Below are 18,443 nucleotides of genomic sequence, written 5' to 3' on the forward strand. Positions count from 1 at the left end.
CGTCCTCGAAGGTCGCGTCAACCGGATCAAGAGATCAAGCGCCACATGCTTGGCCGCGCCGAATCGACCCGCGCAAGCGCGTCCTGCTCGCATGGCAAAGCCTGCAGCGTCGTACCGCAGAGACAGCTATACCGGCCTTGCATACAGATCGATCTCGGAGGGCCTGAGTTCCAGGGCAGAGTGAGTCCGGCGATGACGGCGTCGAGGCCGCGGTCGATGCCGGCGGCGAGAGTGTAGAGGCTGAGCAGGTCGTTTCCGGACGGCGTCGAGCCAGTTCGGGTTCCGGCTCAGGATCGGTGGTGCAGCCATGCTGAGTATCGGGATGAGGATGCCGTCCGGCTGGCTGGCGCTGCTACCGCACGGAATCGCGGACTTGGGTCGGGGGCCGCAGCTACTGGATTTGACGGCGTTCAACACACTGTCGGTGCGGCCGATGGCGGCCTGCAGGCGGGCGGCTGCCCGGGTGCCTCGGGGAGGGGTGGGGATGGGCACCCTCGCCGAAGAATGGCGCCCGGTCTGGAAGACCACCGGCTCCCGGCCGCTTCGCCAGCCACACTGCCAGGCTTTCGGAGCACACAACACCGGCCTTCGGCAGACGAGATGGCCTGTGTGGCCATCTGACGGCTTACCGGCGGCGCCAGGACGCGTCATACCAGCGGCTTGGAGATCGGCCGTCCACATACCCTTTCTGGGAGTCGCTTTTTGGGTGGTTTGCTCGGTTTCACCGCTTCCGCCCTGTATGGCGACCAGCGCTGAGTCGGCTCATGCTAGGGCGGCGAACGGTGAGTGTTGACCTTTGATCTAGCCAGCAGCGGACTTCGAAAGCGGCGGCGTGGGCGTTGATGTCGGCGGTGTGGCATGTCGACGGACCGAGCCCAAGAGCGAACAGGGTGGGCCCGCCCGCACGGAAGATAGGACCGTTGCACCCCGACAGATTTTGACGGGCCTACCTTCATGTCCGGGCTCCGGGGGAGTGCTGGAGGGCTTCGATAGCTCAACGTGCACCCCGAAGGGGTGAGGCCTCGAAGGTGAGTTTCGATGGTGAGGTGTGATCGTCGTTCCCGCCTCGCGAGGGGAGCACCGCTTGGTCCGCCGAGACCCCAGGACCACCTGAAACTCCCGGGGGCGTAGCGGGCCGCGAGAGAGGCAGGACCACGGACGAGGCTGTCGCCTCGACAGGTGCCAGCGCCTCCCTCGGCTACCAGTCCGGGTGGACCGACCCGTCGTCCGGCGAGGTCAACATGGCAGCCCGCTGGTACCAGCCGGGTACGGGCGCATTCACCTCGCGCGATACATGGCTGCTTGACCCGACTCAGTCGGCACAGCGGGCCAACCGGTACTCGTACGGGTTCGGATCCCCGCTTAACGGAACCGACCCGACGGGACACTTCTTCTTCATCCCGGCGATTCCTGTTATCGCGTCAGCAGGTTGGACCGGCCTTGGCTGGGGCGTCTTCGGCACGGTCATAGTCGGCGGCGGCGCCCTTGTCTACGACAAGTACCAGAGCTCCGACTACGGAAGCTCCTCCAACTGGGCGAACACCAACGTCTTCACCGACAGCTACGCCGGTTCAATGGCCAGCGCCTTGGAGGCCCAAGCCAGCCGCTTCCGCCGCCCGGGGTGGCGGTGGTGGTGGCGGTGGTGGCGGTGGCGGCGGCGTTCGCCCATGGGGCGGCGGCGGCAATGGCGTCAGCCAGATCATCCACCAAGCCATCCGTTACGCGCCTGTTCGTCCGCCACGCCCCCCGATAGACCAGAACCCCAATAATGGGAAGAACCCCAGGCCGGCACCTGAGCGCCCGACCCCCAGGCCCGACTGGGACCCGAAGGGCGGAGGGTGGAAGCCCGGCGACGGCTGGAACATCATCGCCGGCGCCCTGGAAATGCTGGATCTGATTGATGGCGGTCAGTTCGACCCCTCCCAGGACCCAAGCACCCATGCGGCGCCCGGCGCCAACCCTGATGGAGGCAACGATCGAGACAGCTCCGAAGACTGCCGGGGTGCCTTTGGCGGTTGGCGGAAGTACGGGCCTGTTGATCCGCTGCATGGGAATCGCGCCACGGGGGTTGAGGCATGTCTGGACAAGGCGTTTCTCGCGGCTAACCCAGGCACCGGTACCGAGACGGCCCGAGTTGCACCTCCTGCCTACACCTGGGCGGCCATTCACGCTTCGAACAAGGGCAATCGGCCTGCCAAGTTCTGGCGCAATGCCTGTCACCTGCTGGCTAAGCAGCTGAGCGGCGACGGACTCCGTTACGACAACCTGGCCACCTGCTCCCGGTCGGCCAACGCGGCGCCCATGGCGGGACGAGATCCCGGACAGCACCCCAACATGTACTTCTATGAGGACAAGGTGAAGAAGGCGATCGACGCCAACCAGGTGGTTCACTACAAGGTGACCCCAAAATACGAAGGGAATCGCGTCGTTCCGGTCAGCTTCCGGATGCAAGCCCGTGGGGTGACCGCAGGCGGAGGGAAGGGAATCGAGTTCGACGACGAAGTGCCAAACATCATGTATGGCTTGAATGATCGGCGGTTCCATAATTTGGGTACCGAGGTTCCGGAGGGCTACCACAAGTGAGCGACCAAGTTGAAGCACTGTCCGAGATGTTGACGCCATTCGGTGATGACATCGGGGATGTAGTGGACTGGGAGGCGGTAAAATCTGCCTACGGAACCGACTTCCCGGAGGACTATAAAGCGTTTGTGCGGCTGTTCGGAAATGGAACCGTTGAAGGTATGATCGGAGTGAGAATTCCGATTGTCACCGTTGATCCAATGGTTAGACGGGTAGCTCCACTGTCCAGTTCGATCCGCACGGATCCAGCTTTCAACAGGTGGGCTGACCCAAATATGGACTACACGCTTGATCAGCTCCTCGTGTGGGGGGAAACCGACAGCGCCGACGTGCTGTGCTGGATCGCTGTGGGATCGAACCCTGATGGCTGGCCAGTGGCTGTGTATGTCAGGGGCGATGCAGCATGGACGGTCTATCGCTGCGGAATGGCCGAATTTCTCGTGAAGCTACTGCGAGGCGAATTCTCTGAATGTCCCATCACCGACGCATCTCTCATGGGGCTTCAGAATCCTCGTTTCCTGCACGACAGGGAGGAAGAGCGTCTTGCGGAGCAAGGCGTTTATCCGTGGGACTAGGATGGGCAACTGAGGGTTAGGTGAAGGGGGCTTGGGCGTTCCGCAGCCAGCCACCACTTAGTCCTGCAAGTCTATCGGGCCCTGGTTTTCCCAGTATCGCTACTGGGAAAACCAGGGCCATTGCCGGGCAAACTTGTGGCTCTTGGACGGTCGCATCATGCGTTTCCATCGCGTGTTGCGGACAGGAGCGTGTTCGGATCGTTCGCACCCATGTGCAACGGCTCGGCCGCCTTACGCAGCTGGCCTGGCAAGGGCCTCCTGAGCCGCCGCCCAGCACAGCACCCGGTCACGGCACGGTTGAGGATTTCGTGGCCGCCGATCCGCCGACCAGACGAGTGCTGCGTGCCGCGCACCTTCTCCGGCCGGCACGGCCAGGTGGCCGCCCGCCCGTTCCCTACCACGTGAGCTCGTGGACTCCGGCCGTACGGCGCACGCCCTTGATCCGTAATCCCGGGCGGAAGCGGTCAGTGCCCAGGTCGTCGACAAAGGCGGTGACGGCCTAACGGAAGCGGCGGCCCTTTTCGGGGTGAGGCGACGATGGTCGGTGGAGAAGCAGGGCGTAGCCTCCTAGTCGGCACGTCGGTTCTTCAGAAAGCACAAAGCCCCCGGCCGGTGGCCGGGGGTCTCTGTCTGGGTAAGGCGTGGATGTGGTGCGCTCGTCGGCGATGTCGGCGGTTCACATGGCGACCACGCTGGTGCAGCCAGAGGCCGGACTGCGGCGGCGCCGCAGGTGAGTGCGGCCTGCCCAGTGCAGAGCGGCGGTGCTCGTCCACGCGGCCGCGGCTCGCTCTCTTCCGAGAGCGTCCGAGGGTGAGACGTCCGTGACCTGCTGGGGTCGCCGACATGGGCGAGGCTCTGGTGGCGAACGGCATCATCCCTGCCGACGGTGCACCCCCGGCTCACCGCCTCCCGGTCCGTTTCGGATCCGCTCATAGACCGACCGAAGGTCGTCAAGGGAGGGCTGCAGTGGTGAACTCGAACGTGTAGATATCTCTCGTCCAGGCTGAGTCGACCGCTGCCGCCGCGTGACGAGATGCCGCCGAGCCTTACTGGCGTGCGGATGACCTGGGCGCGGGCCCCGCTATGACGGAAGCGCCCCCCTCGCAGCAACAAGGGGGGCGGTGGGGCCTTCCGGACAGAAAGGCGTATCGGCGCCGAGGCACCTACTGCCTTCCAATGGAAGGGGGTGGCGCCCGACGGCGCAAGCAAAACGGGGAACATTCCGCTGACTGGGGCCTTCCGCCAGGGGTTGTGCGCCACGGCGCACGAGGCACCGCGCGCGCTCCCTGCTGCGGTTCGGTGTGCACCGGCGGAGCGGAATGTTCCCGGTTCTCAATTTCATGCGCCTGTCTCGGGCTGCTGACTCCATGCTTGTCCCGGCTCGCTCACATGGCGTCAGCAAACGCTGCGGGCCTTCCGGACAGACAGCAGGCATAAGGCTGAGGACACGTATGAAGCACGGCAAAGTGATCATCACGGTGGTGGCACTCGTGGTGATCTTCGCGTTAAGCGTGGTGATGATCGCGGCGGAGCAGCCCGTCGCAGCGATCACCGCGCTCATCCCCTCGGTGGCCCTCGGCGTGCAGCACATCGTGCACGCCACCGCCACATCCGCCCCACCACCTCCTCCGGCGCAGCTTCCCGGCGAGGAGCGAGAGCGGGAGTGGCCCGGATGACGACTCCTCCCGCACCCCAGGGCGTTCCCCCGCGCGGCAAGCCAGGCCGCCGGCTCGGCCCGATCCTGTCCGGCACTGGGCCCGCGCACCGGGCCTGGCTCCAGCCGCTGCGTGAAGCCTTCTACGCCAGTGGCATGACCCTAGGGGAGCTGCACCAGCGCACCGGCTGGCCCAAGTCGAAGCTTTCCGAACTCCTGCGGGCCGCTGGCCGCTACCCGCGTTGGTCCTTCACACGTGACGTGATGACGGGCCTTCACTGGTCCGGTATGAGTTACGAGGTCGTGCGCCTGCAATGGGTCCAGGCGGCCCGCGAGGCAAACAAGCGCACCGCCTGGATCACCGCATGCCTCGCCCAGAGCGGAGATTCCACCCTGGCCGATTCCGACGCCGTACCCCTGGACTACTACGCCTTCCGCGAGATGCACCAGGACCACTACACCGCCTACGCACTGGCCTTCCTGCGCAGCCCTGTCACCGCGGAGAAGGCGGTGAGGGACGTCTTCACGCTGCTGTTGCTGCTGTGGCCCGATGCTCTGGGCAGCGAACGGCTCGAGCGGTACGCCTGGCAGCTGCTGCGCGAGACGGTCCTGGAACGGGCCCCCAAGGACAATGGCCGGCCCACCCTCATCGAGGCGGCCTTCGACACGCTCGCCCTGAAGAACAGCCCCGACCCGATGCATCAGATCACCGAATCCATGACCCTCTTCAGGGCCATCAGCCATCTGCCACCCCGGCAGCTGGACGTCACCGTCCTCAAGCACCTGCGTGGCCTGACCGACACACAGATCGCCGACGAAATGGGCATCTCCCTCGCGGCGGTACGCTCCACAGCCCGTCATGCCAGACGCAGCCTCAACGCCTTGCTCTATCCCCAGCACCATCAAGGAGGGACACCCCGGTGACCTCGCCCATCGACGAACTCCTCGCACGCGCCCGCCTTGTCGACCGGCCCTACGTGCCGCTGGACATCACCCGCACCAGCAGGCCCTCCATCCCACCGCAGGCGACCGCCGCCGCTGCAGGCGTGATGCAGGGTGAGGCTGACCGTCGCGCGGCGGCCGACGACCTGACCGCGCTATGTCAGACGGTCGTCAGCGACGACGCGGCCGTCACTGCCCTGGGCGACTTCCTCACCGAGCCCTTCGGCGCCCGCGTCCTCGGCTGCATCCTCCAGCTCACCGACGCCGAGGACTCCGCCCGCTTCTGGTGGCAGTACGCAGCCGGAGCCGGGGACACCGCCGCCTCCTACTGCCTCTACCTGCACCACCTCGCCCTCGGCGAGCAGAACCAAGCCACCTGGTGGCAGCAACAAGCCACCCCGGCACCCCCGGCACCGACTCCTGACGAAGATCCCCCAGCGCGGTTCGTCGACCCAGCACGCAACATCGCCGCCGACGCAAGCCTCCCCACCACCCTTCGCGTGCTGAAAGCCCTCAAGATCCACGCCGACCAGGCGAAGAACGAGACGCACGCCGTAGAAGCCGTCATCGACTACGTCTCCGCAGCCGTCAGCTACGTCGACGACGACGTCGAGCTGCCCCTGCCCGACCCCGACTTCACCGACCACATCCGCGCCCTGACCCACACACCCCAGCGTCCGCCCGGCTCCAGAACGACGTCCCCCCTGCCAGCCCGCTCACCACGTAAGACCTCAGCGATCGCCGCGGCGAGACGCCGTACATTGCGCCACCCCGACCAGTTACACCCCGCCCCCCGGACCAACCTCTGACCGCCGCAGTTTCAAGATCGAAGATGTAAAGGCTGTGCAACTTCGATCTTGAAACCCGTAAATGCCGGTTGACTGGTTGGCCCGCGCTGCCCGTCACGCCGGAATCACTTCCGGACTCAGGCCGCGGCCGCCCCTGAGCCACGGCCCCCGGGGCCTTGGCCTTGTCTCCGACTGTGCTGGGGGTCGCCGCCGCTGTGCGGGTGTTGTCGGCTCCCACAGGCGGACCGCGGCCCGTCGGCGACAACGTCAGCAGCTGTAGGTCGTGCCGTCGGCGGCCGTGTTTCAGTCGTGATGCCGGAGGTTGCCCACTGCTTCTGAAGGACCCCCATCACCGCGCGGGCGGTCTCCTCATCCAGGACCACGAGCCCGGGCTCGGCGATGTGCTGCTGATCGATTTCCATCCCTCGACCGACGGTTACGTCCGTCCGGCCGGTTCGCCCATCATGGGGGAGACAACCCGTACGAAGAACTCAAACCCCCAACTCGCTCGGCGCCGGTCGCGCGGAGGGCGGCATGGCCGTAGACAGGGAGGGGGCGGCCGCGCTTCGCTGACAGGACCGGGCAGGCTGCGCCCCCCTGTGAGGGAGCCGTGTCAACCCCGAGCGGCACGGCTCCCCACCAGGAGGACCTGGCGTGTGGCGCCCGGCCGTCGAGCCGATGTTTGCCCAGCCCGAGAGACCCGCCGGGGCCGTGGCGTCCCACTCGGCAAGCAGCGCTCCCGACACCGGTGGCCGTGCCAGGTCGCGGAGACGCCGGCCAGGCCGTAGACCGGATGTATGGTCCTTCGGCCGCCGGTGGAACCGATGCTGGCGCAGGCCCGCGACACAGTGCCCGCGCCGGGCGCGCTGCCTGGTGAGCTGCGGTTCCAGCCGAAGTTCGACGGCTACCGGGCGATCGTCTTCACCCCGTGGCCGGCGCCCGGCCCGCTGCTGCTGCAGTCCCGCCGCGGCAGCCTCCTGCAGAGCCGCTTCCCTGATCTTGTGGACGCGGACGACCATCTGCCCGACGGCCTCGTTCTTGATGGCGAGCTGGTCGTGTGGGTGGAGGGGCAGATGTCGTTCGAGGCGCTTCAGCGGCGAGCCGTGTCCGGCGGCCGGACCGCCACCCGGCTCGCCCAGGAAATGCCGGCGCACTTCATCGCCTTCGACCTCCTCCAGCTCGACGGTCAGGAGCTGCTGCACGTCCCGTACGGCGAGCGGCGCGCACGGCTGGAGCAGCTGTTCACCGATCGCGGGCTGAGCGCTCCGTGGACTCTGTGCCCGGAGACGTCCGACCCGGCGACGGCGGGGGAGTGGCTGACGTCCTGGACGCAGGTGCCGGGCGTCGAAGGTCTGGTGATCCGGGGGAGTGGCCAGCGGTATCTGCCGGGGGTCCGCGCGCTGTACAAGGTGCGCCGACGGGACAGCACCGAAGCCGTGGTGGGCGCGATCACCGGCACCGTGCGGCGGCCGCAGACGCTCGTGCTGGGCCGCCTCGACGAGGCCGGGGTGCTCCGGCCGGTCGGGCGCAGTACGCCGCTGCGGCCGGACGCGGCGCGGGACCTGGCCGAGCGGCTGACACCGGCAGGGCCTGGTCACCCGTGGGAGGGCGTGCGTTTCACGACCTCCTGGGGGTCGCGGACGCCGCTTGACGTCGTGCTGGTCGAACCGGAGCTGGTCGCCGAGATCATGGTGGACACGGCGCAGGAGCGCGGCTGGTGGCGGCATCCGGTGCGCTTCGCGCGGGTTCGGCTGGACGTCGCGGTCACGGACGTCCAGCCCTTCGGCGCAGGCGCCGAGCCCGCCAGCGGCTGACCGCCCCTGCCCTCCGCTTTCGACGCGGTCCGGGCAGCCTCACGGGCCGGTGAGGATGTCGTGCGTGCCGATGCGACGCCAGATGACGTGCTGCACGCCGGGGCGTATCGCCGGCCCGTAGTGCCAGGTCGCCCGTCCGTTGCCGTTGTACATGGTGGCGGAGTCGGGTGCGGGCTGAATCGTTCGGCGTTGTTCAGCGGCCGGTCTGAAAAGCGGGTTCAGGTGCTCGAGGTGCGCCTCATCCGGGGGCACACGAGGATGTCGAAACTCATGGAGCCTTTTCTATCCTCACGTCCAGGCGTGGCGGCCCCCTGACGCTGTCGGCGAGGTTGCTCATCGGGCCGCTCACCGGCACGTCTTCCCGCTGCGCGCCCACGGAGTCCTGGGCGCCCACCCGGCGCCGGGTGGGCGCCGGGTGGGCGCTCGGGAGCGGCGGCCGGGGCGAGCAGTAGCCCGCCCGTCCTGTGGCCGCCGCGGCCGCGCCCCCTTGAACCGGTGGATGGCCATGGGGGAGTGGGGGCGCCTGCGGGTCTGATTTCTACGGGACGGTGGTGTAGTGGACGACGGTCATCTGGCAGGGGCCGCCGGCGTAGACGTTGATCGCGTCGATCTCGGCCTGGTCGGCGGTAAGGCCCCAGCGGAGCTTGGTCGCGGTCCACTCGGCCAGGTAGCGACAGGTCGCGCTCTGGGCGGGCGGCATCCAGGTGGCCGGGTCCTGGTCGGCCTTCTGACGGTTCGTCCGCGCGGTGACCGCGACGAGGGAGGCGGCGGCGTCCTGGTCGTTCGCGTACGCCTCCCGCCGCGCCGGCGTCCAGGCGCTCGCGCCGGAGTCCCACGCTTCCGCGAGGGGGACCATGTGGTCGATGTCCAACTTCGCCGGGTCGGTGACCTCCTGCTCGTCGTAGTAGGAGAGCCACTCACCGCCGGAGAGTTTGCAGCCCGTGGCGACGGCCGGTGCCTCGGCCGCCTCGGCCAGGAGCACCTCCGCCCTCGTGTTGCAGCCGTCGGCCGGGTCCAGGCCGGCGTTCCAGTGCCGGAACTTGTCGCGGGTGTACCCGGCCCGGGACTCGTCGGCCACGGGGATCTGGCCGATGGCGTAGCTGAGCGGGAACGCCTGTGCGGCACCCGGAGCTGCGGAGGCGGTGGGTGTGGCAGGGGCGCGCAGAGCTGCGTGGGCGCTCAGGGCCGCGGCGGCGGTGGGGGTGCCCGCGGGGGTGGCGTGGGCGGAGATCGGGAGGGCGAGCGGGGTCAGGGCGAGGGAGAGCGCGGCCAGACCGCGCACCATGTTGGTGATCACGGGTCAGGCATAGCGGCCCGGGCGGTGGTGACGTGGGGGAATCGGCTGCGGGTCGGCTGTCCGGGCGATCGGTTTCACCGGAGAAACGCTCCTGCCCACGGCGGCCGGTGGGAGTCGCCAGGCGAGGGCTTGCAGCCTTGGTGCTGGTCACTGTGGTGGGCGTGAGTTGCTTCCGTTGGTGAGTGTCCGTGCGCCGTGCGGGTGAGGATGGCCCGTCGTTGCTTCCGCCGGAGGTGAGATGCCCGTAGAACGCGGGGGTCGTGTAGCCCTGTGTCGAAGGACGTGTGTGATGAGTCGAGGCCTGATCGTGGTGGATGTGCAGAACGACTTCTGCGAGGGAGGCAGTGTGCCTGTCGCGGGCGGTGCGCGGATCGCGGCGGCGGTCGCCGACCTCGTCGAGCGGAGCGCGGGTGGCGACTACCAGTACGTCGTGGCCACCCGGGACCACCACATCGACCCCGGGGGCCACTTCTCCCAGACTCCCGACTTCAAGGACAGCTTCCCCGTTCACTGCGTGGTGGGCGGCGAGGGCGGCGAGTTCCACCCCAACTTCGCCCCCGCCGTCGGCGCAGGCAAGATCGACGCGGTCTTCTACAAGGGCGCCCACAGCGCCTCCAAGAGCGGCTTCGAAGGGGCCGACGAGCAGGGCACTTCCCTGGCGGACTGGCTGCGTGAACGCGCAGTGGAGGACGTCGACGTGGTGGGCATCGCCACCGACCACTGCGTCCGGGCGACCGCGCTGGATGCCGTGAAGGCTGGCTTCCGCGCTCGCGTGCTCCTGGACTACTGCGTCGGCGTCGCCCCTGACACCACAGCCACCACCCTGAAGGACTTCCAGCAGGCCGGCGTCGCTGTATCCGGTGCCGTCACCGCGCAGTAGTCCCGGCAGGCCCTGGGGAAGCCAGGTCAAGGTCGGTGCTGCCATGTCCGCGCGGTCGGCGTTCGCGGGCGAACGTCACTCTCGCCGGGTTGGTAGGGCAGTCTGCGGTGCCCTGCGCCGGGATCTCGCGCTAGCCGTTGTCCACGGTGAGCTGCCGGCGCATCGTCGTTGCTCGTTATTGGCGGGCGGTTACTGGGCGAGTATGTGGCCGTCGTGGGGGCGGTGGTCGCGGGAGCGGCGTAGGTCGGTGGTGACGTAGGTGCGTTGCAGCCAGCGGTCTGCGCCGTCGTAGCGGGGGTGGAAGGCGGTGCGTCCGTGGACGGTGACGCGGTTGTCGAGGATGACCAGGTCGCCGGGGGTCAGGTGCAGGGTGTGGGCGGTCGCCTCGCAGGCGTGGCCGAATTCGGTCAGGGCTGTGGCGGCCCGGGGGGTGAGCGGGGTGGTGACGAGTTGGGCCATGCGTATGTCGGGGTCCTCGACGGCTCCGGAGAGCACCGCTCGGGGCTTGGCGTCCGGCTCACTGGCGGCGGGGCCGAAGGAGGGGGGTGGGGCGGTGCGGAATTCCGGTGTGAACAGGGCCTGGCGGCTGGCAGGGGTGAGGTGTGGCAGTGCCTGGCGGATGCCGGCGATGCGCATGCCGGCACGTCGGTCGTGGTCGGCGCGCAGGCACAGGAAGATCACGTAGTCGGGCGGGTGGGGGTGGAAGCCGTTCTCGGTGTGGAAGGACAGCGGAACCGATCCGGCGTTGCCGTGGAAGGTCTCCTGGCCGGGCACGGGTACGACGTCCTGTACGAGGGCGCCGGATTTCTCCGCGAGGTAGGCGATGGGCTCTCCGAGTCCGCAGGCCACCATGGTGAGCACCGCGGAAGCAATGGTGGCCTGGCGCTGGACCGAGCCCGGTTTGTCTGGTGTGGGGGGCAGGGCCTCCTGCCCGGTGGGCAGTCCGGTGATGACCAGGGTGCCCGTCGGGCCGGAATGCCTTCGAAACCGGCGCACCTGGCGACGCAGTTGTAGGGGAAGGTCCTCCCAGGCGTCGCGGGCGCGCTCCACCCACTCGGGGCTGTCGACCTGGTCGTCCTCACCGGTGCACAGGGTGCGGGCCAGTCGCTCACACGCGTCGGTGTCGGCCGGGTCGAGTTCCCGGCGGGCGACGCCGCTGCTGGGGGTGTTGTCAGGTGTTGTCTCGGCCATCGAAGTCTCCTGCCGGGGTGGGCTAACACGAGGGCTCACGCGTGGCGCAGGCCGGCTACGGCGTCGGCGACGTAGTGGTCCCCGAATCGGATCAGGGGGGCGTACTGGGCGGCGCGGCGGTGCCGCATGAGCCGCAGTTCGGCGACGGCGTTGTCGGGGCCTTCGGGTCTCTGGGCGATGGAACGGTCCAGGTGCACCAACGAGTACGCGAGGGTGACGTGCCGTTCACCGTCGACGATGTCGGCTTCCAGGAGGTCGCCCCGCGCCTCGGCCAGTTCCGGGGCGCGGGCCGCCAGGCGCTCGTAGGTGTCGGGAACGACGGACAGCAGGTCCCTCATCGCCGCCCGGAACAGTTTGTATCCGCGGTGCTGGCGGCCGCTCAAGGGGATGTCCACCGAGGGGGGCGCCATGGTGTGGCGTATCGCCGCCATGTAGTAGTCGGCCGGGATCGTGCTGGCGTGGGTCATGGCCGCCGGGAAACCCCGCACGTACACCGTGGCGTCTGCCAGCTTCAGCAGCGCGGCGTCGCTGTCGCCGTTACGCAGATGGCCGGCGGCGTCGGCCACGGCGACCGCGGCGCAGACGTTGAACAGGACATGGACCTGGTGACCGATGAGCCACCGAGCGCTCCACACCTCCTCCAACGACGCCCCCGCACCGGGCTCGGGACCGGCGACCGGCGGGTCGAGGTCACGGTCGGTGCCCGCTGTCGCGCCGGTGAGGTCGAGGACCGCCTGACGCATCCCGGCCATCTCCAGTGCCAGGTCGCCGCCCGACAGCGGAGCATCACACAGGTCCTCCAGAGCGCGGTGGATGACCAGGACGCCGTGCAGGGCGGCCTGCTGATCGGACAGCTCTTCCTCACGGACCCGGAAGAACGACTGGCTGACCGACTGGGCGGGTAGTCCCTCGCCGGCCACGGCCGGAGCCTGATCCGACAGGGCAGCCGCCAACCTCCCGGCAGCTGCGGTGGCCTGTCGCAGCGCAAGGGCCCGCTCGCGGGGTCTGGCATGGGTCGACACCCCGGCCAGCACCCGTACGGTCCGCCTTGCCTCGACCTCGACCCGCAGGCCCAACGCAGGGGCGGGCCGCCCGCCTCGGGGCTCGCGAAAGACAGCGACAGCAGGATGCCCGGCAACCGGTGATAAGCCCATAGTCACAGTAATTCGCCATGAGCCTTTCCCCCGAAACCCTGATCTGCGCCATTCTCAGGCGCCGCCATGGTGCACCGGCTGATGGACGACGGTGGGGTGCCCTCATGACCGCCGGCGTCAAGAGCGCGCGGACGGCCAGCCCGCAGGATGGTTTGACCAAAATCGCGGTACCGCATTGAGTCGATCGACGTGACGCTCGGTCTGTGCAGTTGCCTCCTGGACCGAGGCTCAACGCTCGCACGCGGCAGACGGGGGCAATCTGGTGGGGCAGGACGTGGTCAGCGCGGATGTCGTGGTGGTCGGGGACGGGGTGCTGGGACGCTCGATCGCTTACGCGCTCGCTTCGGCGGACCGGGGGGTCAGGGTCGTCCTGTGTGGCCGCTCGGGGCCCGGGGCGTCACCGGCGGCCGGGGCGATGCTCGGCGTGCTGGGCGAGGTCACCCCGGCCTCGTTGGACAAACCCCACAACGCGCTGAGGCTCCAGATGGCCATCGAGGCGGCCGGCCGTTGGCCGTCATGGCGCGACGCCGTCCGACGGCACGCCGCAGCCGCCGCCCCAGCGAGCGACGGATACGGCAAAGGAACCTTCATGCTCCTCAATGCCGTCTCCGCACCCTTGGACGAACGCGCCTTCGCGGCCGTGCGGACCGCCGGCCAGAAGCACGGGCTGCCGGTGGAGGACATCGACCCCACAGATATTCCCGCATACCGCCCGCTGGACAACGACCGCGCACTGCGGGCACTGCACCTGCCCGAGGAAGGCTTCCTGGACGCCCGGCGCTGGCTGGCCACCTTGGACGCGGCCCTGGACGCTCTGCCCAACGCGACCCGGACCGGCAACGCACGCCTGACCACCACCGCCCGCGGATACGCCATACATACTGCCGAGGCAGTACGCACCGCTCGCATGGCGGTCATCGCGGCCGGAGCCTGGACCTCCTCGCTGATCAGCGAACTCGCCCCGGACATACACCTCCTACCAGTGCTGTCGGTCGAAGGCACCGCGCTCACCATCGGCGCCCCCACCCCGCTGCCGGCGGTGCTGCGTACACCAAATCGTGCGTACGCCTGCGGCCTGCACACCGTCCCTCAAGCCGACGGCGCCTGGTACGTCGGAGCATCCGCCGCACCCGCACTGGGCCCCGGCTCCGCCCCCACGGCCGGAGGTCTGCGGTTCCTCCTCGACGCGGCACTGGGACAGCTCCACCACCACCTGGCCACATCCGCCGTGCACCAGGTGCACCACGGCAACCGGCCCATCGGCCTCGACGGCCACCCGCTGCTCGGACCCACCGCCCGGCCCGGCCTGTGGGTGGCCACCGGCACCCACCGCGACGGCCTGCACACATCCCCGCTCATCGCCCAGGAACTCGCCAAGGCGATCCTGGGCGAGCGCCCCAGTTCATGGCTGGCCCCCTGGCGCCCCGACCGGATCCTGATCAATGACTGGAGCGTCGAAGACGCCGTCCGGGAAGCCGCAGTGCACCACCATGCCCTGACAGCGGAGTCCCGGATGCGCCCACCGCTGACCGGAAGCTGGCCCGATGCGCTGGAGCAGGCGTACCGGCACCACATGAACGAGGTCTATGCATCTATGCCAGAGGGCTATGTCCTGCCGCCCGACCTGGCCCCGCTCGGCTACGAACACCAGGAAGCCCTCGCGGCCCTGGCCCGCAGCTACGTCGACCGCTCCCACAAGGGGGACGCAAGCGTCGGGTGACTACCCACTGAGAGCCGACTGCTGAGACGTACGCCTCGCTGGGCGGCGCGCCGACTGAACCCGGGCTGGTACCTGCGCGGGGCGAACGCCTTGCCGACGTGGACGGAGGGAGTCGACGTCGTCGCCCTGACCCGCCTCGTGTGGCTGGTCTGGGGCGGGCGCCCTGTCTCGTGACTGGTCGTGTTATTTGCCGCCGTATGGGGGAGCTCTCTGTCTGCGGCGTCTTGCCCATCGCTGAATTGAGGAGTGTGCCCGCGTGCGTGTGGCCTTACTGATCGGCACCCTGACCGAACTCGACAGCTGTCATGCCTTGTACGCCAACACACTCGTGGCGGGCGGGCACGAGGTATGGATCGGGTCGATCAACAGTCTGACCGGAGCGGGGCAGGAGGTCCTGGTGGCCGCCGGGAGGGTGGACGGCCCGGTCAAAGCCTACGAGCCGTATCCGGGGATGCCCGAACGGCGTGGTTTCGAGGACATCGACGTCGTGTGGGTGCTCAACTACCCGCAGCCCTCGGTGGAGACAGAGGCGTGGCAGCTGCTGTGGCGGCTGAACCAGCATGTGCGGTTCGTCAATGATGTGACCGGGATCCTGATGCTGGGCAGCAAGACCAACCTGTCCGTGGTGGTGCCGCCCGAGCACCTGCCGCGCACCCTGGTCTCCAACTCCTTCGACGAACTCTGGACGGCATACCAACAGGACCCCGATGCCACGTGGCTGGTCAAACCCCCGGACGCGGACGCGGGCGCCGACGTCTATCTGCTCGAGCCGGGATCGAGCAACAACCGGGTGCTGCTGCAGTCCATGACAGGAAACACGGCGGTCACCGACCTGCTCACCAAAGGCGGCCTGATGGGCTTCCGCGACCGCTACTGCATCCTCCAGGAGTACGTACCGCACAGTGAGGAGAAGCGCGTCATCCTCGCCGCCGGCAGGCCCGCGGCCCAACAGGCCCACCGGCTCGCAACCGACGAGCACCGGGGCAACACGGCCCACCGCGCCCACTGCTCCGACACCTCGCTGAGCGCTGATGAACGGCGACTGTGTGAGCACATCGGGGAACGCCTGCTGCGCCACGGCATCCGGTTCGCCGGCATCGATCTCGCCTACCCGTACGTCTTCGAGTTCAATGTGGTCAACCCCGGCGGCCTCGACGAACGCCTCGCGCTCGGCCTTCCCGACCGCAGCCCTGAGGTCATCGAAGACCTGCTTCACTCATGCGGGAGCGCCCGGTGAACACCCCGACCCCCACGTCCGCGGGCGACGAGCCGGCCAGCGTCCTCGCAGACGCTCAACGGATCCTTCCCGATCTCATCGCAGTGCGCCGCACCATCCACCGCGCCCCTGAACTGGGCAAACGCCTTCCCCGCACCCAGCAGACCGTCCTGAACGCCCTCAAAGGGCTCGACCTGACTGTGACCTGCGGCAAGGGCCTCAGCTCGGTCGTCGCCGTCCTCGACAGCGGCCGACCGGGACGCACGATCCTGCTGCGCGCCGACATGGACGCCCTGCCACAGCAGGAGGACAGCGGTGTGGACTTCGCCTCCCAGATCCCCGGCGCCATGCATGCCTGCGGTCACGACACGCATACGGCCATGCTCATCGGCGCGGCCAGACTACTGGCCGGCCGGCGCGCGGAGCTGGTCGGTCGGGTGGTCTTCATGTTCCAGCCCGCCGAGGAGGCGGGCGGCGGCGCCCAGGACATGATCGACGAAGGAGTACTCACCCTCCCGGGCGGAGCGAGCGTCGATGCGGCCTTCGCCCTGCACATCACCACACGCCACGAGACGGGAACGGTCCACCTTAGGCCCGGACCTCTCTTCGCCGCCGCAGACCTGATGCACCTCACCGTTCACGGGCGCAGCGGCCACGCCTCCGCGCCGCACCATGCGCTCGACCCGATCCCGGTCGCCTGCGAGATCGTCCAGGCCCTGCAGACCATGGTCACGCGCACGGTCAGTGTCTTCGACCCCGCTGTGCTCACCGTGGCCCGCATCGCGGCCGGTACCACCACCAACATCATTCCCGACACCGCGGAGATCTCGGGGACCTTCCGCACCCTGTCTCCTCAGACTCGTACGGCGGTCGGTGAGGGCATCGAACGCGTCGCCAAGGGCGTCGCCTCAGCCCACGGAGCCACCGTCGAGACGAACCTGATCGAGAGCTACCCTCCCGTCGTCAACGACGCCGACTTCACCGCCTTCGTCACCGACGCGGCCGGCACGGTGATCGACCCGGCCCACGTCCACCAGATGCCCGAACCGGTCATGGGAGCGGAAGACTTCTCCTACGTCCTGCAGCACGTACCGGGCGCCATGGCCTTTCTCGGCGCCCGCCCCCCTGGCGTGGCCCCCGAACAGACCCCGGACAACCATTCCAGCCACGTCGTCTACGACGAGGAAGCCATGGCGATCGGAACCGCCGTACATACCGCGGTAGCCCTCGAGTTTCTCGCCAGATGATCCCCTGACTGCGCCGGTCGGCGCCGTCGGCGGCCAGCTTCCCCTGGAGGAGTGACAGGTCCCGCTGTATGCGATCCGGGCACTACCGGCTGTGCGAATCGTTCCTGCGGTGACTGTCCTGGGCTGAGTGGTGCGGATCCCTCACGGCTTCGACGCAGATGAGAGGGCTGGTAGAACGCCGCGGCTATCTCCTGTCCGAGTGAAGTGAAGGGTGGGTGCCATGGGCCGAGGTCTGATCGTCGTGGATGTGCAGAAGGACTTCTGCGAGGGAGGCAGTGTTCCCGTTAAGGGCGGTGCGCGGATCGCGACGGCGATCGCCGATCTGGTCCAGCGGAGCGCGGGTGTCGACTACCAGTACGTCGTGGCCACCCGGGACCACCACATCGACCCCGGCGGCCACTTCTCGGAGACTCCCGACTTCAAGGACAGCTTCCCCGTCCACTGCGTGGCCGGAGGCGAGGGTGGCGAGTTCCACCCCACGCGTACGCCTGGACTACTCCGTCGGCGTCGCCCAGGACACCACGGCAACGACCCTTGAAGACTTCCCCCAGACCGGTGTCACCGTCTCCGGCACTGTACCCGCGTAGCAGTCCCGTCACCGTGTGAGCCCGGGCGCCAGAACCGCTACCGAAGGAGCGGGCGGCAGGGGAGCGGGGTGGCCGCAGCGTGACTCCCGTCGGACGAGTTCTTGAGTCCCTGCCGTTCGGGGCGGAGATGCAGACGGCGGTCGTGTCCGGCACGGAGGAGGGGCGGAACGGTGGTGGGAGCGCCCGGCGCGGATTCCGGGGTCCACCGCGTTGTCCTGGAGCCGCCGCCCGCGCGGCGTGGCCGCAAGGCCGACATCCCCCTCTGCACACCCCCCGACACTGCCCCCGGACCGAAAGGGAACGGGGAGGGACGGGCGGTGGATGTGCGGCCGGGGGATCAGGGCGGCCCTTGCGTATTGCGCGTCGACAGGCCTCCGAGTCTGAGGGGTGCGGCGGGCCCGGCCCGGTACCGGCCGGGCCCGCGGGGCTCATCGTGCGGGAGCGCCGGCGACGGGCTCGTTCGGGCACGCCTGGGCGAGCTGGTTCAGGGCGGACTGTTCGGCGGGGTCGATGGCGAGCTTCCAACGGGTCATGATGGCGACCCAGTCGGTGAAGTACCGGCAGCGGTAGCTGGTGGCGGAGGGTTGCCAGGTGGCGGGGTCCTGGTCGGCCTTGGACCGGTTCGACTTCGCCGTGACCGCGATCAGTGCGCGGGCGTCGTCGAGGTCGTTGGCGTAGGCCTGGCGTTCGGCGGCGCTCCAGATGCCGGCACCGGAGTCCCAGGCCTCGGCGAGCGGCACCAGGTGGTCGATGTCCAGACCGCGGGCCCCGTGCGTGGTGGGTTCCGTTGGCGTCATC

General features: G+C 68.7%; 15 protein-coding genes and 2 pseudogenes. 12 read left to right on the plus strand and 5 right to left on the minus strand.

Features of this window, described 5'->3' with window-relative positions; genetic code table 11:
• Positions 1-1,235 precede the first annotated feature (1,235 nt).
• The 6 genes and pseudogenes from IE109_RS33515 to IE109_RS31170 all read left to right on the plus strand — a co-directional run.
• A pseudogene (locus tag IE109_RS33515) lies at positions 1,236-1,769 on the plus strand (RHS repeat-associated core domain-containing protein); the annotation flags it as partial.
• Positions 1,770-1,884: 115 nt separating this feature from the next.
• Entirely contained in the window at positions 1,885-2,583 is a 699-nt protein-coding gene (locus tag IE109_RS33520; protein ID WP_229891793.1) for a DNA/RNA non-specific endonuclease, read from the plus strand.
• Positions 2,580-3,155, plus strand: a complete 576-nt coding sequence (locus IE109_RS31155; protein WP_189554721.1) for an SMI1/KNR4 family protein — start codon at positions 2,580-2,582, stop codon at positions 3,153-3,155. Before IE109_RS33520 ends, IE109_RS31155 begins: the two co-directional genes overlap by 4 nt.
• Positions 3,156-4,606: 1,451 nt before the next feature.
• The gene (locus IE109_RS31160; RefSeq protein WP_189554722.1) at positions 4,607-4,831 is read left to right on the plus strand and encodes a hypothetical protein; all 225 of its coding nucleotides are present in this window, start codon (positions 4,607-4,609) and stop codon (positions 4,829-4,831) included.
• Positions 4,832-4,965: 134 nt separating this feature from the next.
• Complete coding sequence (locus IE109_RS31165; RefSeq protein WP_229891795.1) at positions 4,966-5,733, plus strand: sigma factor-like helix-turn-helix DNA-binding protein; 768 nt, start codon at positions 4,966-4,968, stop codon at positions 5,731-5,733.
• Entirely contained in the window at positions 5,730-6,560 is an 831-nt protein-coding gene (locus IE109_RS31170) for a hypothetical protein (RefSeq protein WP_229891797.1), read from the plus strand. The genes IE109_RS31165 and IE109_RS31170 overlap by 4 nt, the downstream gene beginning before the upstream one ends.
• Before the next feature lie 116 nt (positions 6,561-6,676).
• On the opposite strand, the gene IE109_RS33525 is transcribed toward IE109_RS31170, so the two are convergent.
• On the minus strand, positions 6,677-6,961 hold the full coding sequence (locus IE109_RS33525; protein ID WP_229891799.1) for a DUF6207 family protein: 285 nt from the start codon (positions 6,959-6,961) through the stop codon (positions 6,677-6,679).
• 402 nt (positions 6,962-7,363) lie between these two features.
• Between IE109_RS33525 and IE109_RS31175 the strand changes: the two genes are divergently transcribed.
• Positions 7,364-8,353: an ATP-dependent DNA ligase gene (locus tag IE109_RS31175; protein WP_229891807.1), complete on the plus strand. Its 990-nt coding sequence runs from the start codon at positions 7,364-7,366 to the stop codon at positions 8,351-8,353.
• A gap of 538 nt (positions 8,354-8,891) precedes the next feature.
• Here IE109_RS31175 and IE109_RS31185 read toward each other — a convergent pair.
• Positions 8,892-9,650: an HNH endonuclease family protein gene (locus IE109_RS31185; protein WP_373297808.1), complete on the minus strand. Its 759-nt coding sequence runs from the start codon at positions 9,648-9,650 to the stop codon at positions 8,892-8,894.
• 289 nt (positions 9,651-9,939) lie between these two features.
• On the opposite strand from IE109_RS31185, the gene IE109_RS31190 reads away from it, so the two are divergent.
• Positions 9,940-10,530 carry an isochorismatase family protein gene (locus tag IE109_RS31190; protein WP_189554726.1) on the plus strand — a complete coding sequence of 197 codons (591 nt, stop codon included), beginning with the start codon at positions 9,940-9,942 and terminating at the stop codon, positions 10,528-10,530.
• Between the two features lie 189 nt (positions 10,531-10,719).
• Here IE109_RS31190 and IE109_RS31195 read toward each other — a convergent pair whose 3' ends face one another.
• Both IE109_RS31195 and IE109_RS31200 read right to left on the minus strand, forming a co-directional pair.
• Positions 10,720-11,721, minus strand: a complete 1,002-nt coding sequence (locus IE109_RS31195; protein ID WP_189554727.1) for a TauD/TfdA family dioxygenase — start codon at positions 11,719-11,721, stop codon at positions 10,720-10,722.
• Between the two features lie 35 nt (positions 11,722-11,756).
• Positions 11,757-12,755 (minus strand): 3-methyl-L-tyrosine peroxygenase-related protein, encoded by a 999-nt coding sequence (locus IE109_RS31200; RefSeq protein WP_506417190.1) that lies wholly within the window; start codon positions 12,753-12,755, stop codon positions 11,757-11,759.
• Positions 12,756-13,149: 394 nt separating this feature from the next.
• Between IE109_RS31200 and IE109_RS31205 the strand changes: the two genes are divergently transcribed.
• The 4 genes and pseudogenes from IE109_RS31205 to IE109_RS31220 form a co-directional block, all read left to right on the plus strand.
• Positions 13,150-14,595: an NAD(P)/FAD-dependent oxidoreductase gene (locus tag IE109_RS31205; protein WP_189554729.1), complete on the plus strand. Its 1,446-nt coding sequence runs from the start codon at positions 13,150-13,152 to the stop codon at positions 14,593-14,595.
• A 256-nt stretch (positions 14,596-14,851) separates the two neighbouring features.
• The gene (locus IE109_RS31210; protein ID WP_189554730.1) at positions 14,852-15,832 is read left to right on the plus strand and encodes an ATP-grasp domain-containing protein; all 981 of its coding nucleotides are present in this window, start codon (positions 14,852-14,854) and stop codon (positions 15,830-15,832) included.
• Positions 15,829-17,058 (plus strand): M20 metallopeptidase family protein, encoded by a 1,230-nt coding sequence (locus tag IE109_RS31215; RefSeq protein WP_229891803.1) that lies wholly within the window; start codon positions 15,829-15,831, stop codon positions 17,056-17,058. The genes IE109_RS31210 and IE109_RS31215 overlap by 4 nt, the downstream gene beginning before the upstream one ends.
• A gap of 220 nt (positions 17,059-17,278) precedes the next feature.
• Positions 17,279-17,554 (plus strand): annotated as a pseudogene (locus IE109_RS31220) (isochorismatase family protein); the annotation flags it as partial.
• Between the two features lie 519 nt (positions 17,555-18,073).
• Here the strand turns inward: IE109_RS31220 and IE109_RS31225 are convergent.
• Entirely contained in the window at positions 18,074-18,442 is a 369-nt protein-coding gene (locus IE109_RS31225; RefSeq protein ID WP_189554733.1) for an HNH endonuclease family protein, read from the minus strand.
• Position 18,443 lies beyond the last annotated feature (1 nt).

This window comes from Streptomyces lavendofoliae, from assembly GCF_014649735.1.
In the GTDB taxonomy this organism is placed as follows: Bacteria; Actinomycetota; Actinomycetes; order Streptomycetales; family Streptomycetaceae; genus Streptomyces; species Streptomyces lavendofoliae.

What these genes read in the sequence shown, in the direction of transcription:
- IE109_RS33520 (WP_229891793.1), top strand. Translation starts at nt 1,885, where the DNA reads ATGCTGGATCTGATTGATGGCGGTCAGTTCGACCCCTCCCAGGACCCA.
- IE109_RS31225 (WP_189554733.1), bottom strand. Translation starts at nt 18,442, where the DNA reads ATGACGCCAACGGAACCCACCACGCACGGGGCCCGCGGTCTGGACATC.
- IE109_RS31160 (WP_189554722.1), top strand. Translation starts at nt 4,607, where the DNA reads ATGAAGCACGGCAAAGTGATCATCACGGTGGTGGCACTCGTGGTGATC.
- IE109_RS31165 (WP_229891795.1), top strand. Translation starts at nt 4,966, where the DNA reads ATGACCCTAGGGGAGCTGCACCAGCGCACCGGCTGGCCCAAGTCGAAG.
- IE109_RS33525 (WP_229891799.1), bottom strand. Translation starts at nt 6,961, where the DNA reads ATGGAAATCGATCAGCAGCACATCGCCGAGCCCGGGCTCGTGGTCCTG.
- IE109_RS31190 (WP_189554726.1), top strand. Translation starts at nt 9,940, where the DNA reads ATGAGTCGAGGCCTGATCGTGGTGGATGTGCAGAACGACTTCTGCGAG.
- IE109_RS31195 (WP_189554727.1), bottom strand. Translation starts at nt 11,721, where the DNA reads ATGGCCGAGACAACACCTGACAACACCCCCAGCAGCGGCGTCGCCCGC.
- IE109_RS31175 (WP_229891807.1), top strand. Translation starts at nt 7,364, where the DNA reads ATGCTGGCGCAGGCCCGCGACACAGTGCCCGCGCCGGGCGCGCTGCCT.